This is a genomic window from Sinorhizobium numidicum, assembly GCF_029892045.1.
Lineage (GTDB): Bacteria > Pseudomonadota > Alphaproteobacteria > Rhizobiales > Rhizobiaceae > Sinorhizobium > Sinorhizobium numidicum.
On sequence record NZ_CP120368.1, the window covers coordinates 2,542,784 to 2,566,300 of the forward strand.

General features: G+C 61.6%; 21 protein-coding genes and 1 riboswitch. Of the genes, 8 read left to right on the forward strand and 13 right to left on the reverse strand.

Annotation, left to right across the window (positions count from 1 at the left end; translation table 11 throughout):
- Positions 1-36 precede the first annotated feature (36 nt).
- From PYH37_RS23425 to PYH37_RS23435, 3 genes are all read right to left on the reverse strand, one after another.
- On the reverse strand, positions 37-1,401 hold the full coding sequence (locus tag PYH37_RS23425) for a glutamine synthetase family protein (protein WP_280733827.1): 1,365 nt from the start codon (positions 1,399-1,401) through the stop codon (positions 37-39).
- A 91-nt stretch (positions 1,402-1,492) separates the two neighbouring features.
- Positions 1,493-3,040 carry an amino acid permease gene (locus PYH37_RS23430; RefSeq protein WP_280733828.1) on the reverse strand — a complete coding sequence of 516 codons (1,548 nt, stop codon included), beginning with the start codon at positions 3,038-3,040 and terminating at the stop codon, positions 1,493-1,495.
- A gap of 107 nt (positions 3,041-3,147) precedes the next feature.
- A complete protein-coding gene (locus PYH37_RS23435) occupies positions 3,148-3,921 on the reverse strand; it encodes an N-formylglutamate amidohydrolase (RefSeq protein WP_280733829.1) in 774 nt (257 codons plus the stop codon).
- Between the two features lie 170 nt (positions 3,922-4,091).
- On the opposite strand from PYH37_RS23435, the gene PYH37_RS23440 reads away from it, so the two are divergent.
- The 8 genes from PYH37_RS23440 to PYH37_RS23475 all read left to right on the forward strand — a co-directional run bounded on the left by PYH37_RS23440 (position 4,092) and on the right by PYH37_RS23475 (position 13,471).
- The gene (locus PYH37_RS23440) at positions 4,092-4,970 is read left to right on the forward strand and encodes a MurR/RpiR family transcriptional regulator (RefSeq protein ID WP_280733830.1); all 879 of its coding nucleotides are present in this window, start codon (positions 4,092-4,094) and stop codon (positions 4,968-4,970) included.
- 196 nt (positions 4,971-5,166) lie between these two features.
- On the forward strand, positions 5,167-6,270 hold the full coding sequence (locus tag PYH37_RS23445; RefSeq protein WP_280733831.1) for an ABC transporter substrate-binding protein: 1,104 nt from the start codon (positions 5,167-5,169) through the stop codon (positions 6,268-6,270).
- Between the two features lie 77 nt (positions 6,271-6,347).
- Positions 6,348-7,229, forward strand: a complete 882-nt coding sequence (locus PYH37_RS23450) for an ABC transporter permease (protein WP_280733832.1) — start codon at positions 6,348-6,350, stop codon at positions 7,227-7,229.
- Positions 7,226-8,014, forward strand: coding sequence for an ABC transporter permease (locus PYH37_RS23455; RefSeq protein ID WP_280733833.1), 789 nt, complete (start codon positions 7,226-7,228; stop codon positions 8,012-8,014). The genes PYH37_RS23450 and PYH37_RS23455 overlap by 4 nt, the downstream gene beginning before the upstream one ends.
- Positions 8,015-8,018: 4 nt before the next feature.
- The gene (locus tag PYH37_RS23460) at positions 8,019-9,080 is read left to right on the forward strand and encodes an ABC transporter ATP-binding protein (protein ID WP_280733834.1); all 1,062 of its coding nucleotides are present in this window, start codon (positions 8,019-8,021) and stop codon (positions 9,078-9,080) included.
- Between the two features lie 123 nt (positions 9,081-9,203).
- Positions 9,204-9,368: riboswitch (FMN riboswitch) on the forward strand.
- An 89-nt stretch (positions 9,369-9,457) separates the two neighbouring features.
- Positions 9,458-9,931: a 6,7-dimethyl-8-ribityllumazine synthase gene (locus PYH37_RS23465; protein WP_280733835.1), complete on the forward strand. Its 474-nt coding sequence runs from the start codon at positions 9,458-9,460 to the stop codon at positions 9,929-9,931.
- 177 nt (positions 9,932-10,108) lie between these two features.
- Positions 10,109-10,993: a helix-turn-helix domain-containing protein gene (locus tag PYH37_RS23470; RefSeq protein WP_280733836.1), complete on the forward strand. Its 885-nt coding sequence runs from the start codon at positions 10,109-10,111 to the stop codon at positions 10,991-10,993.
- Between the two features lie 279 nt (positions 10,994-11,272).
- Positions 11,273-13,471: a TonB-dependent siderophore receptor gene (locus tag PYH37_RS23475; RefSeq protein ID WP_280733837.1), complete on the forward strand. Its 2,199-nt coding sequence runs from the start codon at positions 11,273-11,275 to the stop codon at positions 13,469-13,471.
- Positions 13,472-13,590: 119 nt separating this feature from the next.
- Here PYH37_RS23475 and PYH37_RS23480 read toward each other — a convergent pair whose 3' ends face one another.
- The 10 genes from PYH37_RS23480 to PYH37_RS23525 form a co-directional block, all read right to left on the reverse strand.
- Entirely contained in the window at positions 13,591-14,859 is a 1,269-nt protein-coding gene (locus PYH37_RS23480) for a low temperature requirement protein A (RefSeq protein WP_280733839.1), read from the reverse strand.
- A 164-nt stretch (positions 14,860-15,023) separates the two neighbouring features.
- Positions 15,024-15,461, reverse strand: a complete 438-nt coding sequence (gene derI / locus PYH37_RS23485; protein ID WP_280733840.1) for a D-erythrulose-4-phosphate isomerase — start codon at positions 15,459-15,461, stop codon at positions 15,024-15,026.
- A gap of 45 nt (positions 15,462-15,506) precedes the next feature.
- Positions 15,507-16,274, reverse strand: coding sequence for a triose-phosphate isomerase (locus PYH37_RS23490; protein ID WP_280733842.1), 768 nt, complete (start codon positions 16,272-16,274; stop codon positions 15,507-15,509).
- Positions 16,271-17,056, reverse strand: coding sequence for a DeoR/GlpR family DNA-binding transcription regulator (locus tag PYH37_RS23495; RefSeq protein WP_280733844.1), 786 nt, complete (start codon positions 17,054-17,056; stop codon positions 16,271-16,273). Before PYH37_RS23495 ends, PYH37_RS23490 begins: the two co-directional genes overlap by 4 nt.
- A gap of 99 nt (positions 17,057-17,155) precedes the next feature.
- Positions 17,156-18,094 carry a sugar phosphate isomerase/epimerase family protein gene (locus tag PYH37_RS23500; protein WP_280733845.1) on the reverse strand — a complete coding sequence of 313 codons (939 nt, stop codon included), beginning with the start codon at positions 18,092-18,094 and terminating at the stop codon, positions 17,156-17,158.
- Between the two features lie 15 nt (positions 18,095-18,109).
- Positions 18,110-18,955 carry a TIGR01459 family HAD-type hydrolase gene (locus tag PYH37_RS23505; RefSeq protein ID WP_280733846.1) on the reverse strand — a complete coding sequence of 282 codons (846 nt, stop codon included), beginning with the start codon at positions 18,953-18,955 and terminating at the stop codon, positions 18,110-18,112.
- A complete protein-coding gene (locus PYH37_RS23510) occupies positions 18,952-20,235 on the reverse strand; it encodes an FGGY-family carbohydrate kinase (RefSeq protein WP_280733847.1) in 1,284 nt (427 codons plus the stop codon). Before PYH37_RS23510 ends, PYH37_RS23505 begins: the two co-directional genes overlap by 4 nt.
- Positions 20,232-21,287, reverse strand: coding sequence for a class II aldolase/adducin family protein (locus tag PYH37_RS23515; protein WP_280733848.1), 1,056 nt, complete (start codon positions 21,285-21,287; stop codon positions 20,232-20,234). Before PYH37_RS23515 ends, PYH37_RS23510 begins: the two co-directional genes overlap by 4 nt.
- 14 nt (positions 21,288-21,301) lie before the next feature.
- Entirely contained in the window at positions 21,302-22,843 is a 1,542-nt protein-coding gene (locus PYH37_RS23520; protein WP_280733849.1) for a glycerol-3-phosphate dehydrogenase, read from the reverse strand.
- Positions 22,840-23,511, reverse strand: a complete 672-nt coding sequence (locus PYH37_RS23525; RefSeq protein ID WP_280733851.1) for a class II aldolase/adducin family protein — start codon at positions 23,509-23,511, stop codon at positions 22,840-22,842. Before PYH37_RS23525 ends, PYH37_RS23520 begins: the two co-directional genes overlap by 4 nt.
- Positions 23,512-23,517 lie beyond the last annotated feature (6 nt).

Below are 23,517 nucleotides of genomic sequence, written 5' to 3' on the forward strand. Positions count from 1 at the left end.
GCCGCGACTGACAAGATTAGAATAGAGCGCTGGAGCTTAAGCCCTTTCAAAACCGCGCGCGACTTCCCAGTCCGTGACGCGCCGGTCGTATTCTTCCTGCTCCCAGCGCGCGGCATGCGCATAGTGTTCGATCACGTCTTCGCCGAAAGCCGTGCGTAGCATCTGCGAGCCCGCCAGTGCCTCCGTCGCGGCCCGCAGCGTGTGCGGAATTTCGCGCACGTCCTTGCCATGGTAGGCGTCGCCGACGAAGGGCGCCTCCAGTTCCATCTTGTTCTCGATACCGGATATGCCGGCTGCGATCAAAGCGGCAAAGGCCAGATACGGGTTGAGATCGGAGCCTCCGACCCGGCATTCGATGCGGATTGCCTTCGTGGCTTCGCCACAGAGGCGATAGCCGGCCGTGCGGTTGTCCTTGCTCCAGATCGCCTTGGTCGGCGCGAAAGTGCCGGCCATGAAGCGCTTGTAGGAGTTGATATAGGGCGCAAGGAAATAGGTGATCTCGCTCGCATGGGTGAGCAGACCGGCGACGTAATGGCGCATGAGGTCCGACATGCCGAAAGGCGCGTTCTTATCGAAGAACAGCGGCGTCTCGCCGTCGACGCTCCAGAGCGATTGGTGGATGTGCGAGGACGAGCCCGCCGCGGCATAGTTCCACTTGGCAAGGAAGGTGATCGCCTTGCCGCGCGACCATGCGATCTCCTTGCAGCCGTTCTTGATGATCGCGTGACGGTCGGCCATCGTCAACGCGTCAGCGTAGCGGACGTTGATTTCCTCTTGGCCGGCGGAGGCTTCGCCCTTTGAATTCTCCACTGGAATGCCGGCGCCCTGAAGACCATTGCGGATCGCCCGCATCACGTCCTCTTCCTTGGTCGTCTGGAAGATGTGGTAGTCCTCGTTGTAGCCGCTGGCGAGCTGTAGATCGCGATAGCCGGACAGCCGCGCATCGTCATAGGACTGATCGAAGAGGAAGAACTCGAGCTCGCTCGCCATGAAGGGCTTTAGACCCATCGCCTCAAGGCGCGCGACCTGCTTCTTGAGGATGGCACGCGGCGAATGAGGGACTTCCTCGTGGGTGTGGTGATCGAGTACGTCGCACAGCACTAGCGCCGTGCCCTCGAGCCACGGAATGCGCCGCAGCGTCGAAAGGTCCGGCTTCATCGTATAGTCGCCGTAACCCTTCTCCCAACTCGTCGCCTTGTAGCCGGCGACGGTTTCCATCTCCATGTCGGTCGCAAGCAGGTAATTGCAGCTATGCGTTTCCTTCCAGCCACTATCGACGAAGTATTCCGCGTGAAAACGCTTGCCCATCAGCCGGCCCTGCATGTCCACCTGGCAGGCGAGCACCGTGTCGATGCGGCCGCTGGCGACATCCTCTTTCAATTCTTCGAACGAGTAGCTCATGAAAGTGTCATCCCATGTTGGCGCGGCCGTTCCCGTGGCCGCAAGAACGAGCGGAGATCGCGGGCGCGATCCCCACCCTCTTGTTATCTCCTTAGACCTCGCCGACGGCCTTTTCGGCAGCGGCGATCTCTGCCTGGCGGCGCGCGACCTCGTCGCCGATCGGCGGTCCACGGAAGCGGCGGCTTTCGAAACCGAACCAGACAATGCCGGTCACGATCAGGAAGCCGACGGTGATGTAGAGCGCCCAGTCGTTCGGCGGCTGAATTCCAAGAACGAAGATCAGCACCATCGCGATGATCGACAGGATCGCGAAGAGCTTGAACATGCCCTCACCAAGGTTCCACGGCCCCATCTTATCCCACTTCGAGCTTCCCCAGGCAAAAAGGCCGAGCGTGATCGGGATCGCGAAGGAGAAGAACAGGAAGATAACCGTGCAGGAAACGACGATCGTATAGACCGGCGTATCGCCGATCGACACCAGCGACGAGCCCCAGACGAAGAGCACGGCAAGGATGGAGCCCGTCCAGATCGCCGCAACCGGCGTGCGATAGGTGGGGCTCACCTTCGAGAGTGCCTTCGAGGCCGGCAGGCCGCCGTCACGCGAGAAGGCGAAGATCATGCGGGAAACCGAAGTGACCGTCGCCAGACCGCAGAGCCACTGGCTAACGAGGATAGCGAGATAGAGGATATCCTTGATGAATGGGTTGACCTGCGAGTCCATCGCCCAGAAGAAGACGTTCCAGCCCTGCTTGGCGGCCTCGTCCATGTTCGGGATCATCAGCACGAAGGCGCAGAGCATGATGTAGCCGAAGAGTGCCGACCAGAGCACGGAGGATACCATGCCCCGCGGTACCGACTCGGCGGCCTTCACCGTTTCTTCCGAAGTATGGGCGGAGGCGTCGTAACCGGTGATCGTATAGATCGGCAGCAGCAGGCCGAGCAGGAAGACCCAGGTTCCGGAGGTCTGCGGCCAGACACTGCCGCCCGCTTCGCCCGAATAGTTCGAGAAGGTGAACAGCCGGCCGATTTCGTAGCTGTCCGCAGCCGCAAGGCAGACGATTGCGAGCAGGATAGCGGTTGCGAAGATCAGGTAGCCCGAGAAGTCGGTGAGCTTCGCCGTGAGCGCGATGCCCATATGATTTACGAGGGCCTGCGCGCCGGTGATGGTCGCCAGGAAGACGATACGGGTGGTCGTCGTATCTTCCAGGCCGAAATACGGCACACCGAACGAACCCATGAAGAAATAATAGGTGCCGACGTTGATGGCGCCGAGAACGGTCACCAGACCGAGCAGGTTGAACCATGCAGTCAGCCAGCCGGTGAAGCGATTGCCGAGAATTGAACCCCAATGATAGAGGCCGCCGGCAGTCGGATAGGCGGAGCTGATCTGCGCCATCGCGATGGCGAAGACCAGCGAGATGAAGCAGCCGAGCGGCCAGCCGATACCGATCGCAGCACCGCCGGCGCCGGACGTCGCCTGCGCCAACGAGTTGATGCCGCCGGACAGAATGCAAATGATCGAGAAGGACACGGCGAAATTCGAGAACTGACTCATTCGCCGCTCAAGTTCCTGGGCATAGCCCATAGAATGCAGGATGTGTAAATCCTGCTTCTTATCGACTTCGGTATAGTCTGACATCTTCTTCCCCTGTTTCTCCAGACCCGCCGCGCGATTGCGAAAGGTCACCATCACCCCTGTTTCCGAACTCGGAGCAGGACCCGCGGCTTCGCCGCTCCCCAGGTCTTTTATTTTGCCGGAAGGGCGGCTACGCCTTTGGCGAGCAGGCCTTCCAGATAATCAGCCATGACCCTTTGGCTGACCTCATCCCGAATGAGATCGTTTCTGATCTCGATCATCACGTTCGGCAATCCATAGCGGATGCCATATTCAATCAGGCTATGCGTCACCCCGTCGGCAGGCCCGTAGGGCTCGTTGCGGCGGATGTCATAAGCGACCTCTCCGGTCGTCGCGACCGCAAGCATGCGATCGGCGAGCCGGCTGTCGGCATCGTGCAGGATGCCGATTTCAACCGCGCGCGGCTTGCCGAAATAGACCGGCGTGAAGCTGTGCATGGTCACGAGCACGGGCCGCCTGCCCGCGGCCTTGCGGTCGCTGACGAACTGCGCCACGGCATCGTGAAACGGTAGATAGAGTTCATCCACGCGCGCCTGGCGCTCGGCGGCGGACATCGTTCTGTTGCCCGGCACCTCGTAGACTTCGCTCATGGCAGGCGTCGCCGCATCGGACTCCGGCGGCCTGTTGCAATCATAGGCGAGGCGTGAAAAGCGCTGATGGATGAGTGTGCCGTCGAGTTTCTCGGTGAGACGCTTGGCGACCGCAAGCGCGCCCGGATCCCAGGCGATGTGGCTCTCCAGTGCCTCCGGCGAAAGCCCCAGCGTTCCCAGTCGCTCCGGCAAGCGGCGCGACGCATGCTCGCAGACGAAAACGAACGGCCCCTTCGCGTCCGCATTCTCGATGGCGACCGGATCACCTTCCGCCTGCGTCAAAAGTCCCGTCAAAACCGGCTCCCTGCTGCCTCGGCAGACGACATTGTGAAAAGAATTCTTCAGGAATCAGCAGGTGTCAATCAGAATCTGAAACGATCTCTTCAAAATTGCGATTGACTCCAATTGTGACAGCGATGTTTAATTCGTTACAAGCTGGCGAAGACCAGCTAAGGGGCGCGACATTGAGCAGCAACACGGCATCGATGACAGTGTCGGATGTGATCAACGCACATTTCGCCGCGTTGACGCGCGCCGAAAAGCAATTGGCGGAGACACTTCTCGACAACTACCCGGTCTCCGGCCTCGGCTCCATCACCACAGTCGCCGAGAATGCCGGCGTTTCGACGCCGACAGTCGCGCGGATGGTGCAGAAGCTGGGCTTCCGCGGATTTCCGGACTTTCAGGCGAGGCTCCACCAGGAACTCGAGGCGACGCTTTCCAACCCGATCGCCAAGCATGACCGCTGGGCGGCAAGCGCGCCCGGCACGCATACGCTCAATCGCTTCGCCGACGCGGTGATGGGCAATATGCGCGCGACGCTGGCGCAGATCGAACCGCGCGAATTCGATGCGGCGGCGGCCCTCATCGCCGATCGCAGGCGCAACATCTATCTCGTTGGCGGGCGCATCACCCGCTCGATGGCCGATTATCTCTTCACCCATCTGCAGGTCATCCGCACCGGCGTCACGCAGATCGCCGCCAATCCGAGTTCCTGGCCGCATTACGTGCTCGACATGAAGCAGGGCGATGTCCTGATCCTGTTCGATATCCGCCGCTACGAGCAGGAGATGGAAACGCTCGCCCGCTTCGCCCGCAATCGCGGCGTCGAAATCATCCTCTTCACCGACCAATGGGGCTCGCCCGTCGCCAAGTCCTCTTCCAAGGTTTTTCGCGCGCAGATCGAAGTGCCCTCCGCCTGGGACAGTTCGGTCGTGCTGCTCTTCCTGGTCGAGGCGCTGATCGAAGCCGTGCAGAGCTCGAATTGGGATGAAACCCGGGATCGAATGAAGACGCTCGAAGGTCTGTTCGATTCGACGCGCATATTCCGCAAGCCGGTCTAGGAGGATCCGGCCGGAACTCGAGTGCAAATAGAGACTGTTAGGAGGCGCAAAATCCGGACCGCGCGTGCCTTGGAAGACGGACCATCCCGAAGCCGACATCTCGGCCGCGAACGGGACATGGCCTGTCACACAAGTTTCATCGCATCTCTTTAACAGCATCGCCGAAATTGACTGAAAACCCACAAGGAGAACACCAGTGATTTCAAAGACTCAACGCCTGCTCTCGCTCTCGACCGCCATGCTGCTGACAACGACGGCCCTCGCCGCTGCCGAGCCGAGCGAAGAGCTCATCGCAGCCGCCAAGAAGGAAGGCACGCTGACCACGATCGCGCTGCCGCACAGCTGGTGCGGCTATGGCGACGTGATCGCCGGCTTCAAGGCGAAGTACGGCCTCGAAGTCAACGAGCTGAACCCGGACGCAGGCTCCGGTGACGAGATCGAGGCGATCAAGGCCAACAAGGGCAATACCGGCCCGCAGGCGCCGGACGTGATCGACGTCGGCCTCTCCTTCGGCCCCTCGGCCAAGGCCGAGGGGCTGATCCAGCCCTACAAGGTCTCGACCTGGGACACGATCCCGGATAGCGCCAAGGATGCCGATGGCTATTGGTACGGCGATTACTACGGTGTTCTTTCCTTCGTCGTGAACACCGACATCGTCAAAGAAGTGCCGAAGGACTGGGCCGACCTCAAGAAGTCGGACTATGCGAACTCGGTCGCGCTCGCGGGCGATCCGCGCGCCTCGAACCAGGCTGTGCAGGCCGTCTATGCCGCCGGGCTTGCAGCCGGCGAAAAGGATCCGGTCAAGGCCGGCGAAGCGGGCCTCGCCTTCTTTGCCGAAGTCAACAAGGCCGGTAACTTCGTCCCGGTCATCGGCAAGTCCGCCTCGCTCGCCCAGGGCTCGACGCCGATCATCATCGCCTGGGATTACAACGGCCTCTCCTGGCGCGACAGCTTGAACGGCAACCCGCCGGTCGAAGTCGTCGTTCCGGCCTCCGGCGTCGTCGCCGGCGTCTACGTCCAGGCGATCTCGGCCTTTGCCCCGCATCCGAACGCCGCCAAGCTCTGGATGGAATATCTCTATTCGGACGAAGGCCAGCTTGGCTGGCTGAAGGGCTATTGCCACCCGATCCGCTTCAACGATCTCGTCAAGAACGGCAAGGTTCCGCAGGAAATGCTCGACAAGCTGCCGCCTGCCGCATCCTATGAGAAGGCCGTTTTCCCGACGCTCGAAGAGCAGGCCGCCGGCAAGGAGGCGATCACCACCAAGTGGGATAGCGTCGTCGGCGCCAACGTACAGTAGCCTCGCCATCGCCTCCCCGCCCGCCGTCCGGGCGGGGAGGCTCAGCCTTCTCGACGCTGGGACAGCCGAAAGCCTTCATGACAACGACGACAGCAACAGCACCTCTGATCAGCAAACGAACGATCATCGACTGGCTCGGCATCGCACCTTTCATGATTTTCGCGCTGATGTTCCTGGTCGTTCCGACGCTCTATCTCGTCACCGGCGCCTTTCTGACACCCGAGGGTGAGTTCACCTTCAAGAACATCGGCGATCTCTTCACGCCCTCGATCATCAGTGCCTATTGGATCTCGATCCGGGTATCGGTCGCCTCCTCGCTCGGCGGCGCGGTGATCGGCTTCTTTCTCGCCTGGGCGATCGTGCTCGGCGGCGTGCCGAGTTGGGTCCGTTCCGGCCTCCTCACCTTCTCCGGCGTCGCATCGAACTTCGCCGGCGTACCGCTCGCCTTCGCCTTTTTGGCAACGCTCGGCCGCACCGGTCTCGTCACCGTTTTCCTGCGCGAGTGGTTCGGCTTCAATCTCTATTCGACCGGCTTCAATCTCCTAAGCTTTTTCGGCCTCACCATTACCTACATGTATTTCCAGATACCGCTGATGGTGCTGATCCTGACGCCGGCGCTCGACGGCATGAAAAAGGAATGGCGCGAGGCCGCCGAAATCCTCGGCGCCTCGACCTGGCAGTACTGGCGTATGGTGGCGCTGCCGATTCTCTGGCCAAGCCTGCTCGGCACGACGCTCCTGCTTTTCGCCAACGCCTTCGGCGCGATCGCGACTGCCTATGCATTGACCGGCAGTTCGCTCAACATCGTTCCGATCCTCCTCTATGCGCAGATCCGCGGCGACGTCCTGCACAATCCGAACCTCGGTTATGCACTTGCGCTCGGGATGATCGTCATCACCGGCATTTCCAATATTCTCTACATCTGGCTGCGGATGCGCGCCGAACGGTGGCAGAAATGAAAGCACAACGCCTCGGCGCCTGGATCGCCATCGCCATCGGAGCGAGCTACTTCATCGTCCCGCTGCTCGGTACGCTGGAATTCTCGCTGCGCATGCGCCGTGGTGAATATTCCTTCGACGCCTACCGTTCCGTCTTCTCCGACATTCAGTTCCGAGAGACGTTCGGCTATTCGATAGTGATGGCGCTGCTGACGATCGTCTTCGGCATGCTGCTCGTGGTACCGACGGCATACTGGGTGCGGCTGCGCCTGCCACAGGTGCGTCCCGTCGTCGAATTCATCACGCTTCTGCCGCTCGTCATCCCGGCAATCGTCATCGTCTTCGGCTATCTGCGGCTCTATAATTCCTCATCGCTGCTGCCGCTGACCGGCTCGACCTCCGGCACCAACGCGCTTCTGATGTTTTCCTACATGACGCTGTCGCTTCCCTACATGTACCGCGCCGTCGATACCGCGATGCGGGCTATCGATGTCAGAACGTTGACGGAGGCCGCCGAGAGCCTCGGCGCCAAATGGCCGACGATCCTCTTCCGCTGCATCTTCCCCAACGTGATGAGCGGCGTTCTTTCCGGCTCCTTCATCACCTTCGCGATCGTCATGGGCGAGTTCACCATGGCGGCGCTGCTCAACCGACCGGCCTTCGGCCCCTATCTGCAGCTCGTCGGCGCCAACAAGGCCTACGAGCCTTCGGCGCTTGCCGTGATCGCATTTGCCATCACTTGGCTCAGCATGGGACTGATCCAGCTTGTCTCCCGCATCCAGAAATCCGCTCCGGCCAAGGCTTGATCACATGGCGTTCCTGAAACTGACGAGTATCCAGAAATCCTTCGGGCCGGTTCAGGTCGTGCATAATTTCGACATGGGCATCGACAAAGGCGAGTTCGTTTCCTTTCTCGGGCCGTCCGGCTGCGGCAAGACCACCATCCTGCGGATGATCGCCGGTTTCGAGACGCCCTCCGGCGGGTCGATCATCATCGACGGCAAGGACCAGGGTAGGCTGAAACCGAATCAGCGCAACATCGGCATGGTGTTCCAGGCCTATGCGCTTTTCCCGAACATGAACGTGCATGACAATGTTGCTTTCGGCCTCAAGGTCGCGGGCAATTCCAAAACGGAGATTGATAAACGGGTGAAGCAGATGCTCGGGCTCATCAAGCTCGCGCATTTGGCGGACCGCTTCCCCTATCAATTGTCCGGCGGCCAGCAGCAACGCGTGGCGCTTGCCCGCGCGCTTGCGGTCAAGCCGCAAGTGCTGCTGCTAGACGAGCCACTCTCCGCACTTGACGCGAAGATACGCGTTTCGCTGCGTGAAGAGATCCGGCAGATCCAGCAGCAGCTCGGCATCACCACCGTCTTCGTGACGCACGACCAGGAGGAGGCACTGTCGATCTCCGACCGAATCGTCGTCATGAATGCTGGCCGCGCCGACCAGATCGGCACTCCCTTCGAGATCTACAACACGCCGGCAAACCGCTTCGTCGCCTCTTTCGTCGGCACCCTCAACATCATCGAAGGCAAGGTGGCGGACCCCGCCACCGGCGCAGTCACGATCGGCGGCCACCGCATTTCGCTGAAAGAGCCTATCGCCGGTTTCAAGGGCGGCGACAGCATTTCGCTGGCGCTGCGGCCGGAGGCGGGCTCAATCGCCGAGGGCGCCAGGGGCGATACCGCGCTCCCAGGCGAAGTCGTCTCGAGGAGCTTCCTCGGCTCCGTCATACGCACCAAGCTGCGGATCGGCGACGACATCATCTCGTTCGACATGTTCAACGACCCAGGCATGACCCCGCCCGTTGCCGGCGAGACCGTCACGCTCCGCTTCGCCGCCAAGGACCTGCTCGTCATCCGCGAATAGACGTGGTCCGTCGCCGGAACGATTTGTCCCGGATCACGCCTTTTCCTGGAAAAATCTGTCGTGATTTCTCGCTTTTCCGTCGCTGCGCGCGTTTGACCGCGCGGGCGCGATCTATATAGTCGCACGCGTTCTCAGGGCGGGGTGAAATTCCCCACCGGCGGTAGCGAACACAGGGTCGAAAATGGTCCGTGGTCGAAGCCCGCGAGCGCTTCGCATTTCGTGCGAAGGTCAGCAGATCCGGTCGAAATCCGGAGCCGACGGTCACAGTCCGGATGGAAGAGAGCAAGCAGCAACGACGCCCTGCCCGGGGCTTTCGCGCATGCATGTTCGCCCGACGGGATCATTGGAAAAACGCCAACCCTGAAAGGCTTGAGACCATGACCATTCTTTCCCACCCCTCCACCAGGATCGCCGTTATTCGCGCCCGGTGGCACGCCGATATCGTCGACCAGTGCGTCGATGCTTTCGTTGCACAATGGATAAAACTCGGCGGCAATGCGGCCGATGTCGAAATCTTCGACGTTCCCGGTGCGCTCGAAATTCCGCTTCACGCACAGAGCCTCGCCAGGAGCGGCCGCTATTCGGCGATCCTCGGAACGGCCTTCGTCGTCAATGGCGGCATCTATCGCCATGACTTCGTCGCTGGCACGGTGCTCGATGGCATGATGCGCGTGCAACTCGACAGCGGCGTGCCGGTGCTCTCCGCTGTGCTGACGCCACACAACTTTCAGGAAAGCGAACCGCTGATCGCCTTCTTCCGCGATCATTTCGTCGTCAAGGGTGAGGAAGCCGCAAACGCCTGTGCCCAGCTCCTCGATGCGCGCGCCAAGCTGGCGCTGATCGACGCCTAAGCACATTTTTATAAGCAGAACATGCAGGAGGGCACGGCCGGCACCGGCCGTGCCCTCCTGCATTGGTTTCCCTTGTTGAAAATTCACGGGGGCTGCGGTAATAAACTTGACTATAAACTGAAAGATTTACGGCTGCATCCGGGCGCCCGAGAACGGCGCCCTCCCGGGAACGCGACAATGACATTTCAGCCGCGCATGCAAAACAAGATCAGCGGTTTTTCTGTCATAGGCGGCCTGCATCGCCGTGAGTGGAACGGCATCATCGCAGATGTGTGGGACGTTAAATGCGATCCGCACGCCGGCGGCTATTATGTTTCAGAAGACCCGCGCATGTTCATCGTGCTTGACGCCAAGGGTGCAGGCCATTGTGACATCAGACTTGCAGCGAAGGGCAAAGCCGAAGTTCAAAATGAGCATCGGCGCGCCCTCTCCTACATACCCGGTGGAACCGAAATCTGGGCTGACCTCGTGGGCGTCCAATATATCCGCCATCTCGATCTGCATTTTAACCTCGACGCGCTCAGCCGCCGTCTGATGGAAGATCTTGAGCCTAGCCGGTTCGCAACACCCCGACTCATGTTTCAGGATCAGCGTTTTCTCGGGCTCGCCGAGCTGATCGCCGCCGAATGCCTCAATCCTCAGCCGCGCCATGATCTCTATGGCGACGGGCTGACGCAGGCGTTCTTTATCGACCTGATGAAGATCGGCAAGAGCAAGCCGCGCAAACGCAGCCAATTGGCGGGCTGGCAATTGCGCCGCGCGGTCGACTTCATCGAGGAAAACAGCGCCCGGAACGTCCGGCTCGAGGAACTCGCGGGCCTCACCGGCCTCTCGCAATCCCACTTCAGCCATGCCTTCAAGGCCTCCACAGGAGTCGCGCCGCATCAATGGCAGATGAATGCGCGGGTCGTTCGCGCCAAGCAGCTCTTGCGCCAGAACGGCATGTCGCTGACGGCCGTTGCGGCGGAGACGGGTTTTTCCGACCAGGCGCATTTCACCCGTGTCTTCCGCAAGATCGTCGGCATCACGCCGGCACTGTGGAGAAAGAGCCGAGTGTCCTGACGAACCCCGAGGGAATATTGCCGTGTTGCAACGCGCAACTTTGCCCAGGATCGTTCAATTTCCACCGATCCCGACAAGCGATGCCGGAATAGTTGATATAAGCACTCATCTTATCGAAGTGGATAGCCGGTTGCGTTCCGCGGGGAGAAGAACGCGCGGCTGGATCGGGGCAACGATAAGATGCGATGCAGTGGAAATGGACCATGCTTGAAGGATCATCTACAGCGCCGTGCGTCTTTTCAGACGCACAAAGGTCGCTGTAGCACTTTGCATGGCTGCATGTTTTTATCCTTAAATCGGTTCCGATTAAGCAAACATACCGTAGCAAGCGGCGTGGCCCTCGCGGCGTTGATCCTGTCTGGAGCGGCACTCGCTCAAGATGGCGGCGCGACCGAACTTGACACGCTGGTGGTCGAGGGCGGCAGTGCGGCAAGCGCCACCGGGCCTATAGACGGCTATGTCGCCGAGGCAACCGGGACCGGATCGAAAACGGCTACGCCTCTCACCGACATTCCCCAATCGGTGTCGGTGATCGGCCGCCAGGAACTGGAAGACCGTGGCGTCGTCAACAAGATCGATGAAGCGCTACGCTATACGCCCGGCGTAACGACGGAGCCCTTCGGGACTGATCCCGACACGGACTGGTTTTACATCCGTGGTTTCGACGCGACGCAGACCGGCGTCTTCCTCGATGGCCTGACGCTCTTCAGCCAGGGCTTCGGCAACTTTCAGATCGACCCCTTCATGCTGGAGCGGGTAGAAGTGCTGAAGGGCCCCGCCTCCGTGCTCTACGGCGGCGCCAATCCGGGCGGAATCGTCAACCTGATCAGCAAGCGGCCGCTGGACGAGCCTCTCTATTATACGGAGATCGGCATCAACAGCGACGGCAACGCCTTTACCGGCTTCGATGTCAACGACACGCTGACTGATGATGGCACGGTGCGCTATCGTCTGACCGGCAAGATCGCCGGCGGCGACAATTACTCGGATTTTTCCGAAGACCTGCGTGGCTTTATCCTGCCGCAGGTGACCTACGCGCCCCACGACGCAACCAGCCTCACCGTCTATGGCCTGCTGCAGGGGCTTGACCAAGTGCGGGTCGGCAACGGCTTCCTGCCTTATGTCGGAACGGTGGTCGACGCCCCGTTCGGCAAGATCGATCGCGACGCTTTCTACGGCGAACCCGATCTCGACGAGGGAACCTACGCCCAACAGATGATCGGTTACGAAGCTAAACACGAGTTTGAAAGCGGCTGGACCTTCACTCAGAACGCCCGTTATGCCCACCTCCACAAGCATGAGCAGGGCCCCTATACCTACGGCTACGTTGGCGGCACGCCGACGGGACCCGACTACCTGCTGAACCGCATCGGTTTCGAGGCGACGTCGAAGGTCGATACCTTTTCGATCGACAATCGCGCGGAGAAAGAGTTCGACCTCGGCGGCACGAGCCACGCGTTCCTCACGGGCCTCGACTATAAGTATTACAGGCTCGATCACATACAGGCCTGCTGCGGCGCGACGCCGATCAGCGCGACAAATCCCGCCTATGGCGTGCCGCAGGGCGCGAACTTCGTTTATCTCGATCAGATCCTCACGCAACAGCAGCTCGGTGTCTACGTTCAGGACCAGATCCGCTTCGGTGGCGGCTGGCTCGTCACGCTCAATGGCCGCTACGACTACGTCGACACAGATTCCGACGCTGCTGTCGGAACGAGCTACAAATCGCACGACGGTGCCTTGAGCGGGCGCGCCGGCCTTGCTTACGAATTCGAGAACGGGGTGACGCCCTATGTCAGCGCCGCCACCTTCTTCAATCCGCTTGTCGGCACGCGGACGACCGATCCCGCGGACCCCACGAACCCGGCGAAGATGGCCGGGTTCGAACCCGAAGAGGGCTACCAGTACGAAGCCGGCGTGAAATACGCACCGTCCTTTATCGATGGCCTGTTCACCGCATCCCTCTTCCAGATTACCAAACAGAACGTCTCGGTTGCCGTGCCCGGTTCATTCGTCAATGCGCAGCTCGGCGAAGTCCGCTCCACCGGTATCGAGCTCGAAGGCAAGGTCAACATAAGCGCGGACTGGACGGTGATCGGCGCCTTCGCCCATACGGATCTCGAAGTCACGAAAGATCTCGACCGAAGCCTGATCGGCAAGTCGCCGGTCATCGTTCCCGAAACGCAGGCGTCGCTGTGGCTCGACTATACCGTTCCGAGCGGAGCATTCGAAGGCGTGAGCCTCGGCGCCGGCGTCAGATACCAGGGCGAGTCCTGGGCCGACGCGGCGAACACGGAGAAAGTGCCGGCCGCGACGCTGGTGGATGCCGCCGTCCGCTATGAAAGGAACGACTGGAGCGCGTCGCTCAACGTCGCCAACCTCTTCGACAAGGAATATGTCAAGGGATGCCAGGGCCTGTCGACCTGCGGCTACGGTGAAAGCCGGACGGTCACACTGAAGCTCAGCAGGAAGTGGTGACAGCGCGCGCCGAAGAACTGAATCACCTTGTGAAGAAGCTGAATCGGATTACCGGAAAGACCGGCCAAGCGCCTGATCCGATGCAACAATCAACGAGCAGAGACGGGACGCTGATCCGCTCACTGCTTCTCCCCGAGCGCATGCTCCAAAGCCCGCGCCCGGTGCCGGTGGCCCGCAACTTCATAGCCGACGATCGTCACGACCGGCGCCAGCATCAGGATGATGAGGCATACCGCCATGGGAATGCCCGCCATGGCCGCGGCAACGGATGCGGCCAGCACGAACGCCGTCCCAGCCAGAAGCCAGATATGGAGGCGGTCCGCACGGCGCAACAGATAGGCGTACATCACGTAGATCAGCGCTATGTAGGTCGCTGCGGGAAGGGCAACCGTCACCACCGTTGCCACCGAGGAAATATGCGCCTTGTGCTCGATGTAGTAGGCGGCAACATGCAGACCCGCACCGGTCGCAACGATCGCGGCGAAGATCGGTATGTGCCCATAGCCCCAGACAAAGCAGCGTTCGCGAAACCGGTGGAGGATCTCCGCGCTCGGAAGCATGAAATAGATCCACCACATGCCGAAGGTCAGTCCCGTTCCGGCGATGCAGACAAGAGCCACGTCAAGGTTCCAGCCGTGCCCTTCGACAACGGCCGTAACCGAGGCAACCGTCCCGACCACGCCTTCGCCGAGAGCGATAATGGCGAGCAGGCTGTAGCGCTCGGCGATATGGTGGGCATGCCAGGGTGTTCCTCCCTGCAATGATTCGGCGATCACCGGCCCCGTCATTTCCACCGCCGTCAGCACCACGACGAAAGCAAGGGTCACGAGCAGCGAGAAATCGATGAAGATCAGGATGATCCAACCAACCTGGGCGATGGAGACAGCCGTCGCATAGGTCGTGCAGGCCTTGCGGCGCAGCGGGTCTTGCCGTGCTGCTCGCAACCATTGAAATACCATGGCGACGCGCATCACCACATAGCCGAGCACCATGATAGCGGTGTTGAGATGTTCGCCTTTATCGATCGATTCAAACATCGGCGGCAGGCCGATTGCGAGGATCAGCACCCCTGCCATTTGCACCATCGTCACGCAGCGAAATACCCAATCGTCCGTATCGTAGGCGGATGCGAACCAGGAGAAATTTACCCAGGCCCAGCAGATCGCAAAGCTGGCAAAGCCGAAGCCGATCAGCCCGGCCTTAAAATGCCCCTCCGCCAGAAGGTGCGCGAGTTGCGCAGCAGCCAGGCTGAAGGCAATGACGAACGTCAGATCGAAAAGCAATTCGAGCGGCGTCGCTGCGCGGTGTCCCTCGTGCGGATCGCGCCCGCTCATCCTGGACAGGTGGTGGGCTCCCGATTGCGGCTTTGGTTGTGTGGTTTCGGACATGAGGTGATCCCGCTTGAAAGACGATTATCTTCAAATGTTTGCCGAAACTCCGTCAAGATGCGGTTTCCGGTCACCCGACAAACGAAAACACCCGGCATTGCTGCCGGGCGTCTCGCCGCAAACGCGCGAGGGAGGATCAACGTGCGCCGCGGAAACGGGTCTCCTTACTTGCCCGTGTCCAGCCGATCGATCGCCTGCACATTGGCGGCCGATGGGCCGTTCGGATCGAACTCGGAGGCGAGCCAGGTATCGACGATCGACTTCGCCAGTTCCGGCCCGATCACACGCGCGCCCATGGTGATGATCTGCGCATTGTTGGACTTTGCCGCCCGCTCGGCAGAATAGGTGTCATGCGTCAGCGCCGCACGTATGCCTGGCACTTTGTTGGCCGAGATGCAGACGCCGATGCCGGTGCCGCAGATGAGGATGCCGCGGTCGTTCTCGCCGGCGGTGATCGTCTGCGCCAGGTTTTGCGACAGGTCGGCATAATAGCCGGCTTGGCTCAGATCCCTCACTTCGAGGTCGCTTCTGGTGGCAAGATGCGCGGCAATGACGTCGAGCAAGGGCTTGCCTGCACTGTCAGCTCCGATGGCGATTTTCATGAGTTTTTCCTTCCGCTCTTGTTCAAAACCTTGGCCGCTAACAGGTCAGATCGCCCCGGCGACACGCTGCAAAATGTCGAGGTAGCCGCTGACGTCCCATGCGGAACGGCCGATGAAGAGGCCGTCGATATGGGGCTGGACGATCAGTTCCTCGCAGTTCTGAGGATTGACGCTGCCGCCGTAGAGCACAGGCACGGTCACGCCGACCGTCTCCTTGGCGACTTCGCCAATCAGCTTGTGCCGGGCATCGGCATAGTCAGCCGTCGCCGGAATTCCATTGACGCCGATCGCCCAGACCGGCTCGTAGGCGAGCAGGATCGGCGCGGTCTTGGCCGCCCCTTCGAGAAAGGCGAACGCCCCCTCGACCTGGCGCCGCAACACTGCGTCCGCCTCCCCCGCTTCCCGTTCGGCGAGCGTCTCACCGATGCAAATCAGCGGAACGAGACCGTGCTGCACCGCTGCCGCCGTTTTCAGCCCGACGGTCCGGTCTGTCTCGCCGAAATGTTCGCGACGCTCGCTGTGGCCGAGTTCGACGAGATCGACATTGCAGTCCTTGAGCATCACCGGCGAAATCTCGCCGGTCCAGGCGCCGGCATCTTCCCAATGCATGTTCTGTGCGCCGACCCTGACGCTCGTCGCCTTCAATCTCTCCTTCACCTGCCGGACCGCCGTGAACGGCGGAATGACGAAGCGCTGGATGCGGGCATCACGCTCAGCATCCGCCGCGGCGAGGCCCTCTGCGAAAGCCATCGCCTCGGCGAGCGTCTTATTCATTTTCCAGCTCGTGCCGACCCAGAGCCCAGAGTTGCTCATGCGTTCTCCGATATCTTTTCTTTGTTGACCCTGACCAGCTTGACGCCGGCTTCGCTAAGCGCCGCCGCGTGCTCGTCCGAAACCTCACTGCCGGTCAGGACCGCATCGAAAGCATCGAGATCCGTCAGGAAATGCAGTGCTGCTCGCCCGAATTTCTCGTGATCCACGAGCAAGTATTTGCGCGTGGCGGCTTTCACCATCTGCCGTTTGGTCTGGACGACCTCCTGGTCCTGGTGAAAGGCCGTCGTACCCTGGATCGCCGAGCTCGAGAGGAAAGCCACGTCGGCGCGAAGCGACCGCAGCGCCTCCTCGGTGATGATCCCGAAGAAGCCGTTGAACTTCTTGCTGTATTGGCCGCCGAGGGCGATGACGTTGATGCCCGGCGCACCTGAAAGCTCGGTGACGACGCCGAGATTATTGGTAATCACGGTGAGCGGGCGAATATCCTTGAGAAAGGCGGCAATCGCGCCGGCAGTCGAACTGTCATCGATGATAAGGCTCCCGCCAGGCTCGACGAGCGTCGCGGCATATTCGGCAATGCGGCGCTTTTCGCCCGCCGCGATCTTTTCGCGGTACCGAAAGTCGCTTTCGAATTGCGGGCTGGACTGGATCGATGCTCCACCATGGACTTTGCGCAGCAACCCAGCCTGCTCGAGATCATCGAGATCCCGGTGAACCGTCATCTTGCTGACGCCGAAGCGAAGCGCGAGATCCTCGATGGAGGCCGTGCCAGCCTCCATCAGCACGTCCATGATCGCCTCTCGCCTGTCTTCCGGTTTCATCGCCGTCCTTGGTCCGGTGCGGCTGGCCTCCGCACTCCTGCAGAGAAGATAACATATCGGTGTGATATTTCAACTCAACCATGATGTTTTGTTATGTTGTCATGTGATTTTCTGAACGTGATTGAAACCCGTGTCGATGTGCGGCTCCCAGAACTCCACCGATTCGCGGATCATTTCGACCACCAGATGATCAGTCGGCTCGCGCTCGCGGAACGAGAGTTCGAGGCAGATCTCGTTGTCAGTTCCGCCGCCCCGCCCGATGGCGTCGATAAGGCGTTCCGGGGTGATCCGGCCTTCCTTGTTGTAGGCAGCGGTGAAGGGCCAGTGGCCACCCTTGTTCATCGATGACTGTTTGATGTGGATGATCGGCGACTGCTTCGGAAAGGCCTCGGCCCAGGCGTAGGGATCGATATCGGCCGCATTCGGCGACGTGACGTCGCCATGGTCGATATCGACCATCATCTTCATCGGAACCGGCAGTTCGGCCGCCGCCAGCCGGCGGTCGAGCGCCCTGCACGCCTCGATCGTGTGGCCGAACTCGCGGCCGACCGACATCGGCTCCCAGAAGAGATAGGAAAGACCGGCGGCCCTCGCGTGCTCGGCGACCTCCCGCCAGCATTCGATGGCGATCGCCACCAGCTCTTCGCGGCGCACCGGATCGTCATAATCTCTGAGCGTGAGAATCGCGAATTGCGTGCCGATGCCGGATGCGCCGAGTTCGGCTGAGATGTCGGCGAAGGTCTTGAACCAGTCGATATAGTAGCGACGGACATCCTGGTCCGGATGGCCGAAATGGTTGAGCCGGCCATAGGGTCCGGTCATCCCGGAGGTGATCTTCACGCCTGTCCGGGCAAGCGCCGTGCGGAACTGCCGGATCGTCTTGTTGATCGTCGCCGCCGGCCAGCCGGGATTGACGAATTCATGGGTGAGTTGCACGTGGCCGATACGGATCTTCTCCGCGATCGTGTCGATCAGGTCATCCGGCTCGGCAAAACGATTGACGAGAGGATTGGTGTTGAGCGACAGCGTGAAGGCCATGGCCTGAGTTCCTTGTTACCAGAGAAATTTCGGGAGGATGAAATCCGGCGTGGCACCGTGTTTGACGAAGAGCTGCCGGCGTTCCTCTTCCGACTGCCGCTCCAGAATGCCCGTCGTCACCAGCACCGAGCCAAGCCCCGCCGCGGCCGCTCCGGCAACATCATGCTCGACGCTGTCGCCGATGGCGCAGACGCGCGACGGATCGGGTCGGCCGAGAAAATCCAGAGCGAAGTCGTAGATGTCTGGAAACGGCTTGCCGATCCAGCGCACGCTTCCGCCGAGTTCCTCATAGAGCTCGCCAATCCGCCCGGCCCCAAAGGCATGGCCCGTCTTCGTCAGCATCACCTTGTCCGGATTGGTGCAGAGGCACGGAACGCCGCGCCGGGCGGCCGGGCCGAGCAGATTTTCGTAATGGGCAAGCGAATGGACATCGCCTTCGCTCGCCGCCAGAAGCACGATTTCGGCATCCTCGCCGCTCTCGGTCCGAGTGAGATTCAGACCCGTGAGCGGCGAGAGATCGCCGTCCCGGCTGATCAGCAGGCATTTGCGTGGCGCGCCGCGCTGCTGTTCGTCTTCCCGGCTGAGCATCCGCCAGGCGACCTCGCCCGAGGTCAGTACCCAATCCCAGCTTCCGACCTCGAAGCCGAGCTCTGCGAGACGGCGGTTGTTTTCCGCCGAGCGTTTGCCCGAATTGGAAAGAATGATGATCCGCTTGCCTGCCTGCTTCAGGCGGACCAGCGTCTCAGGAGCAGCGGGATACGGTTCGCGCCCGTCCCTGAGCACACCGAACTGGTCGACGAGAAACGCATCATAGGCGTCAGCGATCGCCGAGATGCCGGATATCGCCCGGTAACCGCTCATAAGACACCCGCCTCCCTCGCCCCGGAAAGAGCAAGGCGCGCCGCGCCGGCTGCCGCCTCCTCCGAAAGGACGGGCAGGAACGGGACCGCGAGCTTCCGCGCGCGGATGGCCGCCCAGCCCGGGTTCTTCGCGCCGCCGCCGACGGTGCGGACCGAACGAAGAGCGGGACCGCCGAGCGATACCAGCCGTTGATAGGCGAGATGTTCGACACTCGCGATCCCCTCGAAGATCGCTTTCAGGAATTCCGCGTCGTCCGCCGGGCGCGGCTTCATGCGCGGCATGAGCTCAGGATCGGCGATAGGGAAGCGCTCGCCCGGCTTCGTCAGCGGATAATAATCGAGCCCGGTAGCTGTCTCCGGATCGATCCGAAGCGAGAGTTCAGCTATCCGCTCGGCAGTGAAATGCGCCGCAAGTACAGCGCCACCGGTATTGGAGGCGCCGCCCGCAAGCCACATGTCGCCGATCCGGTGACTGTAGAGCCCGTATTCCGGGGCAAACAGCGGCCGGTCGGACAGCATCTTCACCGTCAATGTCGTGCCAAGCGCGCTGACGCCATCGCCCGGCCTGTCGGCCCCCGTTGCAAGAAACGAGGCGCAACCGTCCGTCGTACCCGCGACGACGACAACATCGCTCGACAGGCCGAAGGCGTCGGCAGCAGCGGGCGAAATCGTTGCGACAGGCGCACCCGCCGCCAGAACGTCCGGCAGCAGATCGACGCGCGCGCCCGTCCGCTCGATCCAGTCAGGCCAGGAACGGGACACCGGGTCATAGCCGGTCTTCAGCGTGTTGTTCTCGTCGGAAACGTCATAAAGACCGGTGAAATGCCCGGCCAGCCAATCCGCCTGGTGGATGACACGGAAGACGCCCGGCAGCGCCTGGAACGTGAGAAGCTTTGCGAGGCCCGAGGTCGCGCCATGCGCGGCGCTCTCCTTCGGGGCATGCGTAGCGATGCCGTCCAGGACAGCGCGGTCCGCGACCGGATCGTTATACATCAGCGGCGTGGCGAGCGGCGCGCCGTCGGCGGCAACCGGCAGCATGGTACCGGACGTACCGTCGATGCTGATCGCCCGCACCCGAATGGGATCGATTGCCACAAGCACATCGCCAAGCGTCGCCTGCAGCGCCTTCCACCAGGCGAGCGGATCGCGATGATCATCGGAAAAGGCGCTAAGCTTGGCAGCACCGGACGCGACGATCTCGCCGGCCTCGTTCATCGCGACCGCGCGGGCACCCGACGTGCCGATATCGATACCGATAACGAGCGCGCTTTCCCCGCTCATTGCAGCACCTGCCCGGCGAGATTCAACTGCTGGCGATATTTCTCCGCATCCCAACCAAGGAGCTCGGCGTTTTCCGCATCAGTGAGATAGCGTAGCCGTGCGCCCGCCGGAATGCGCGCCGTCACGTCCGAAAGGCAGCGCGCCATGGCAAGCGCGCCGGCGGTAATCTCCTTGAGCACCAGAACCCCCTTGCCCGGGAAGAGAAGAACCGGCGGAAGGTTCTGGCCGGCATCGCGAAATCCCTTCTCCAGCGAGAGAGCGCTGTCCCCCGGAGCGCCGATGACGGAGCCCTTGCCGAGAAAGATCACATGGTCCGGGTAGAGACTTCCGCCCGCGGCGATCTTGCAGCTTTCGAGATCCGTGGCGGCATCATGCAGCCTTCCGTCATCAGGCAGCCGATAGGCGCTGTTGAGCGCAAGGCGCCCGAGCGCGGCAAGATCGGGAGCCGCTGCCTTGCGCGCAGGCGACGCAAAGCGGCGGGACACCTCAGCGAGAAGCCACGCCGCGTCCTCGACCGTCTCGGCGGCAACGGCAAGCCCATGATTGCCTAGGACCAGCACCGATGTATCCTCATCGATCCGCTCGGCTATCGCTTTGGCGAGCGGCAGACCGGGCCTGGCATAGGGCACGAAAGCATAGGGGATGCCCTGAAGCCTTTCCGCGGCGATCGCCGCAGCATCGGTCTGCACCGCAGACGCGATCGTCTCGACGCAATGCACATGGATCACCACCTTTTGCGGCATCAGCGCATGAACCGTCGTCTCGATCGACGGCCGCAAGCCGGAAGGATTGAGCTCCGTGATCACGAAATCCTGGGCCTTCTCGGTTGCGGGATCGTCCCGTTCCAGGGCGTCGAGCAACGGATCGAGCGCGACCGGCACCATGACGTCGCGCGTGCGGGCATGGGCAAGCCAGAGGCCCGAGGCCTTGATCCAGAGCGTGCCGCCTTCCTTGATCGAGGTGTTGCCGCCCGCCCCCTGGACAAGCTCTGGATCTGCGCCGACGCGCGCCGAGAGATCCAGAAGCGCTTCGAATTCGGAGCTTCGCAACATCGCCTGCTCCTTTCTCACGCGGCCGCCTGCTGGCGTTCGATCCAGCCGGTGAATGCCCGCTTCTCCGCCGCACTCATATGCAGGCCGTGCTTCGTGCGGCGTTCGATCAGGTCTTCCGCCGTGCGCGCCCATTCGTTCTCGATGAGAAAGCGGGCTTCCCGTTCATAGAAGAGCCGACTGAAACTCACGCCCAGATCCTCGAGCGACGTCGCGGCGCCAATCAGCTCATACGTCCGGGTGCCGTAGAGCCGCGCATAATGCTTGGCGAGATCGGCGGGCAGCCAGTGGCAACGGGCGCGCATATCCGCGAGGAATTGGTCGAAATCGGCGTCGGCCATGTCGCCGCCCGGCAGCTGGGCACGCGCCGTCCAGGCGCTCCCCATCTTCGGGAAGAAGGGTTTTAGCCGCTCCAGCGCATGTTCGGAAAGCTTGCGGAACGTGGTGATCTTTCCGCCGAACACGGATAGCAGCGGCGCCTCTCCATTCGCGGCATCCAGCTCGAAAATATAGTCGCGCGTCACCGCCGAGGGATTTTCGGCGTTGTCGTCATAGAGCGGGCGCACACCGGAGAAGCTGTGAAGGATGTCGTCTTCGGTGAGCTGCTGCTTGAAATAGCGGTTCACCGATTTCAGCAAATAGCTGATTTCGTTGCCGTCGGCCGCCACGTCCTCCGGCCGTCCCTCATAGGGGATGTCGGTGGTGCCGATCAGCGCCAGATCGTTCTGGTAGGGATTGATGAAGATCACGCGCTTGTCGGGATTCTGGACGAGATAGGCGTGCCTTCCCTCCCAGAATTTCGGCACGACGATATGGCTGCCCTTGACGAGGCGAACGCTGCGGTGCGAGTTCAGCCCGGCGATGCGGCCGATCACGTCATTGACCCAGGGGCCGGCCGTGTTCACCACGCAGCGCGCCTTGACCTCCGTCCTGGTCCCGGTTTGCGTGTCCGTCATCTCGACGTGCCAGAGACCCCCGCGGCGGCGAATGCTGCTGCAGGCGGTGCGGGTCAGGACCCGGGCACCCTTGTTCGCTGCATCGAGCGCGTTCAGCACCACGAGCCGGGCATCATCCACCCAACAATCGGAATATTCGAAAGCCTTGCCATAGCCCGGCTTGATCGCAGCGCCTTCAGGCGCCGTGCGTAAGTTGAGCGTCCGCGTCCCCGGCAGGCGCTTGCGGCCACCAAGGTGATCGTAGAGAAAGAGGCCGAGGCGGACCAGCCAGGCTGGCCGGTCGGCCGGATTGTGCGGCAGCACGAAGCGCATCGGCCAGATGATGTGCGGAGCGGTTTCAAGCAGCACTTCACGCTCGATCAGCGCCTCGCGCACCAGCCGGAACTCGTAATATTCAAGATAGCGCAGGCCCCCATGCACCAGCTTTCCCGAGCGCGAACTGGTGCCCTGCGCCAGGTCGTCCTTCTCGCAAAGAAGAACCGATAGCCCTCGCCCCGCCGCGTCGCGCGCAATGCCCGCACCGTTGATGCCGCCGCCGATGACGAAAAGATCGTATGTCCCGGTTTCGGTACTCACATGCTTGTCTCCTGTCCTCCTTGTCATGCGGCTGCGGCGCCCTCGGGCTTGCTCTGCAGGCCGTAGCTGGCAAAGCCCTCGATGACGCCGGCGATCTCCTGGTCCGGCAGGATCACCGGCCCGCCGATCAAGAGCGTGTGGTAATATTGCTTGGCGATCGTCTCGAGCTCGACCGCCGCCCACATTGCCTTTTCGAGGCTGGGGCCCGTCGCGATCATGCCGTGGTTCGCCATCAAACAGGCCGATCGGTCTTCGATCGCCTTCAGCACATTTTCGGAAAGCGTCGTGGTGCCATAGCGGGCGTAGTCCGCCACCCGGACATCGTGACCGCCGAAGGCGGCAATCATGTAATGGCAAGCCGGGATCGGCTTCCGCGCGATGGCGAGAATCGTCGAGAACATCGCGTGCGTATGCACGACCGCACCCACCTCCGGCCGCGCTCGCATGATGTCAAGGTGGAAGGGCCACTCGACCGAGGGCTTCTTCGGCCCGGACCAGGCGCCGTATTCGCCGCTGATCGGCATGGCGACAATCATGTCCGGCGTCATTTGGCCATAGGGAATGGCCGAGGGCGTGACCAGCATCGTGTCGCCATGGCGCACGCTGATATTGCCGGAGGTTCCCTGGTTAAGGCCGATGGCGTTCATGTGAAGGCAATGGTCGATGATCGACTGGCGCAACTGAAGCTCGCTCATAATCGT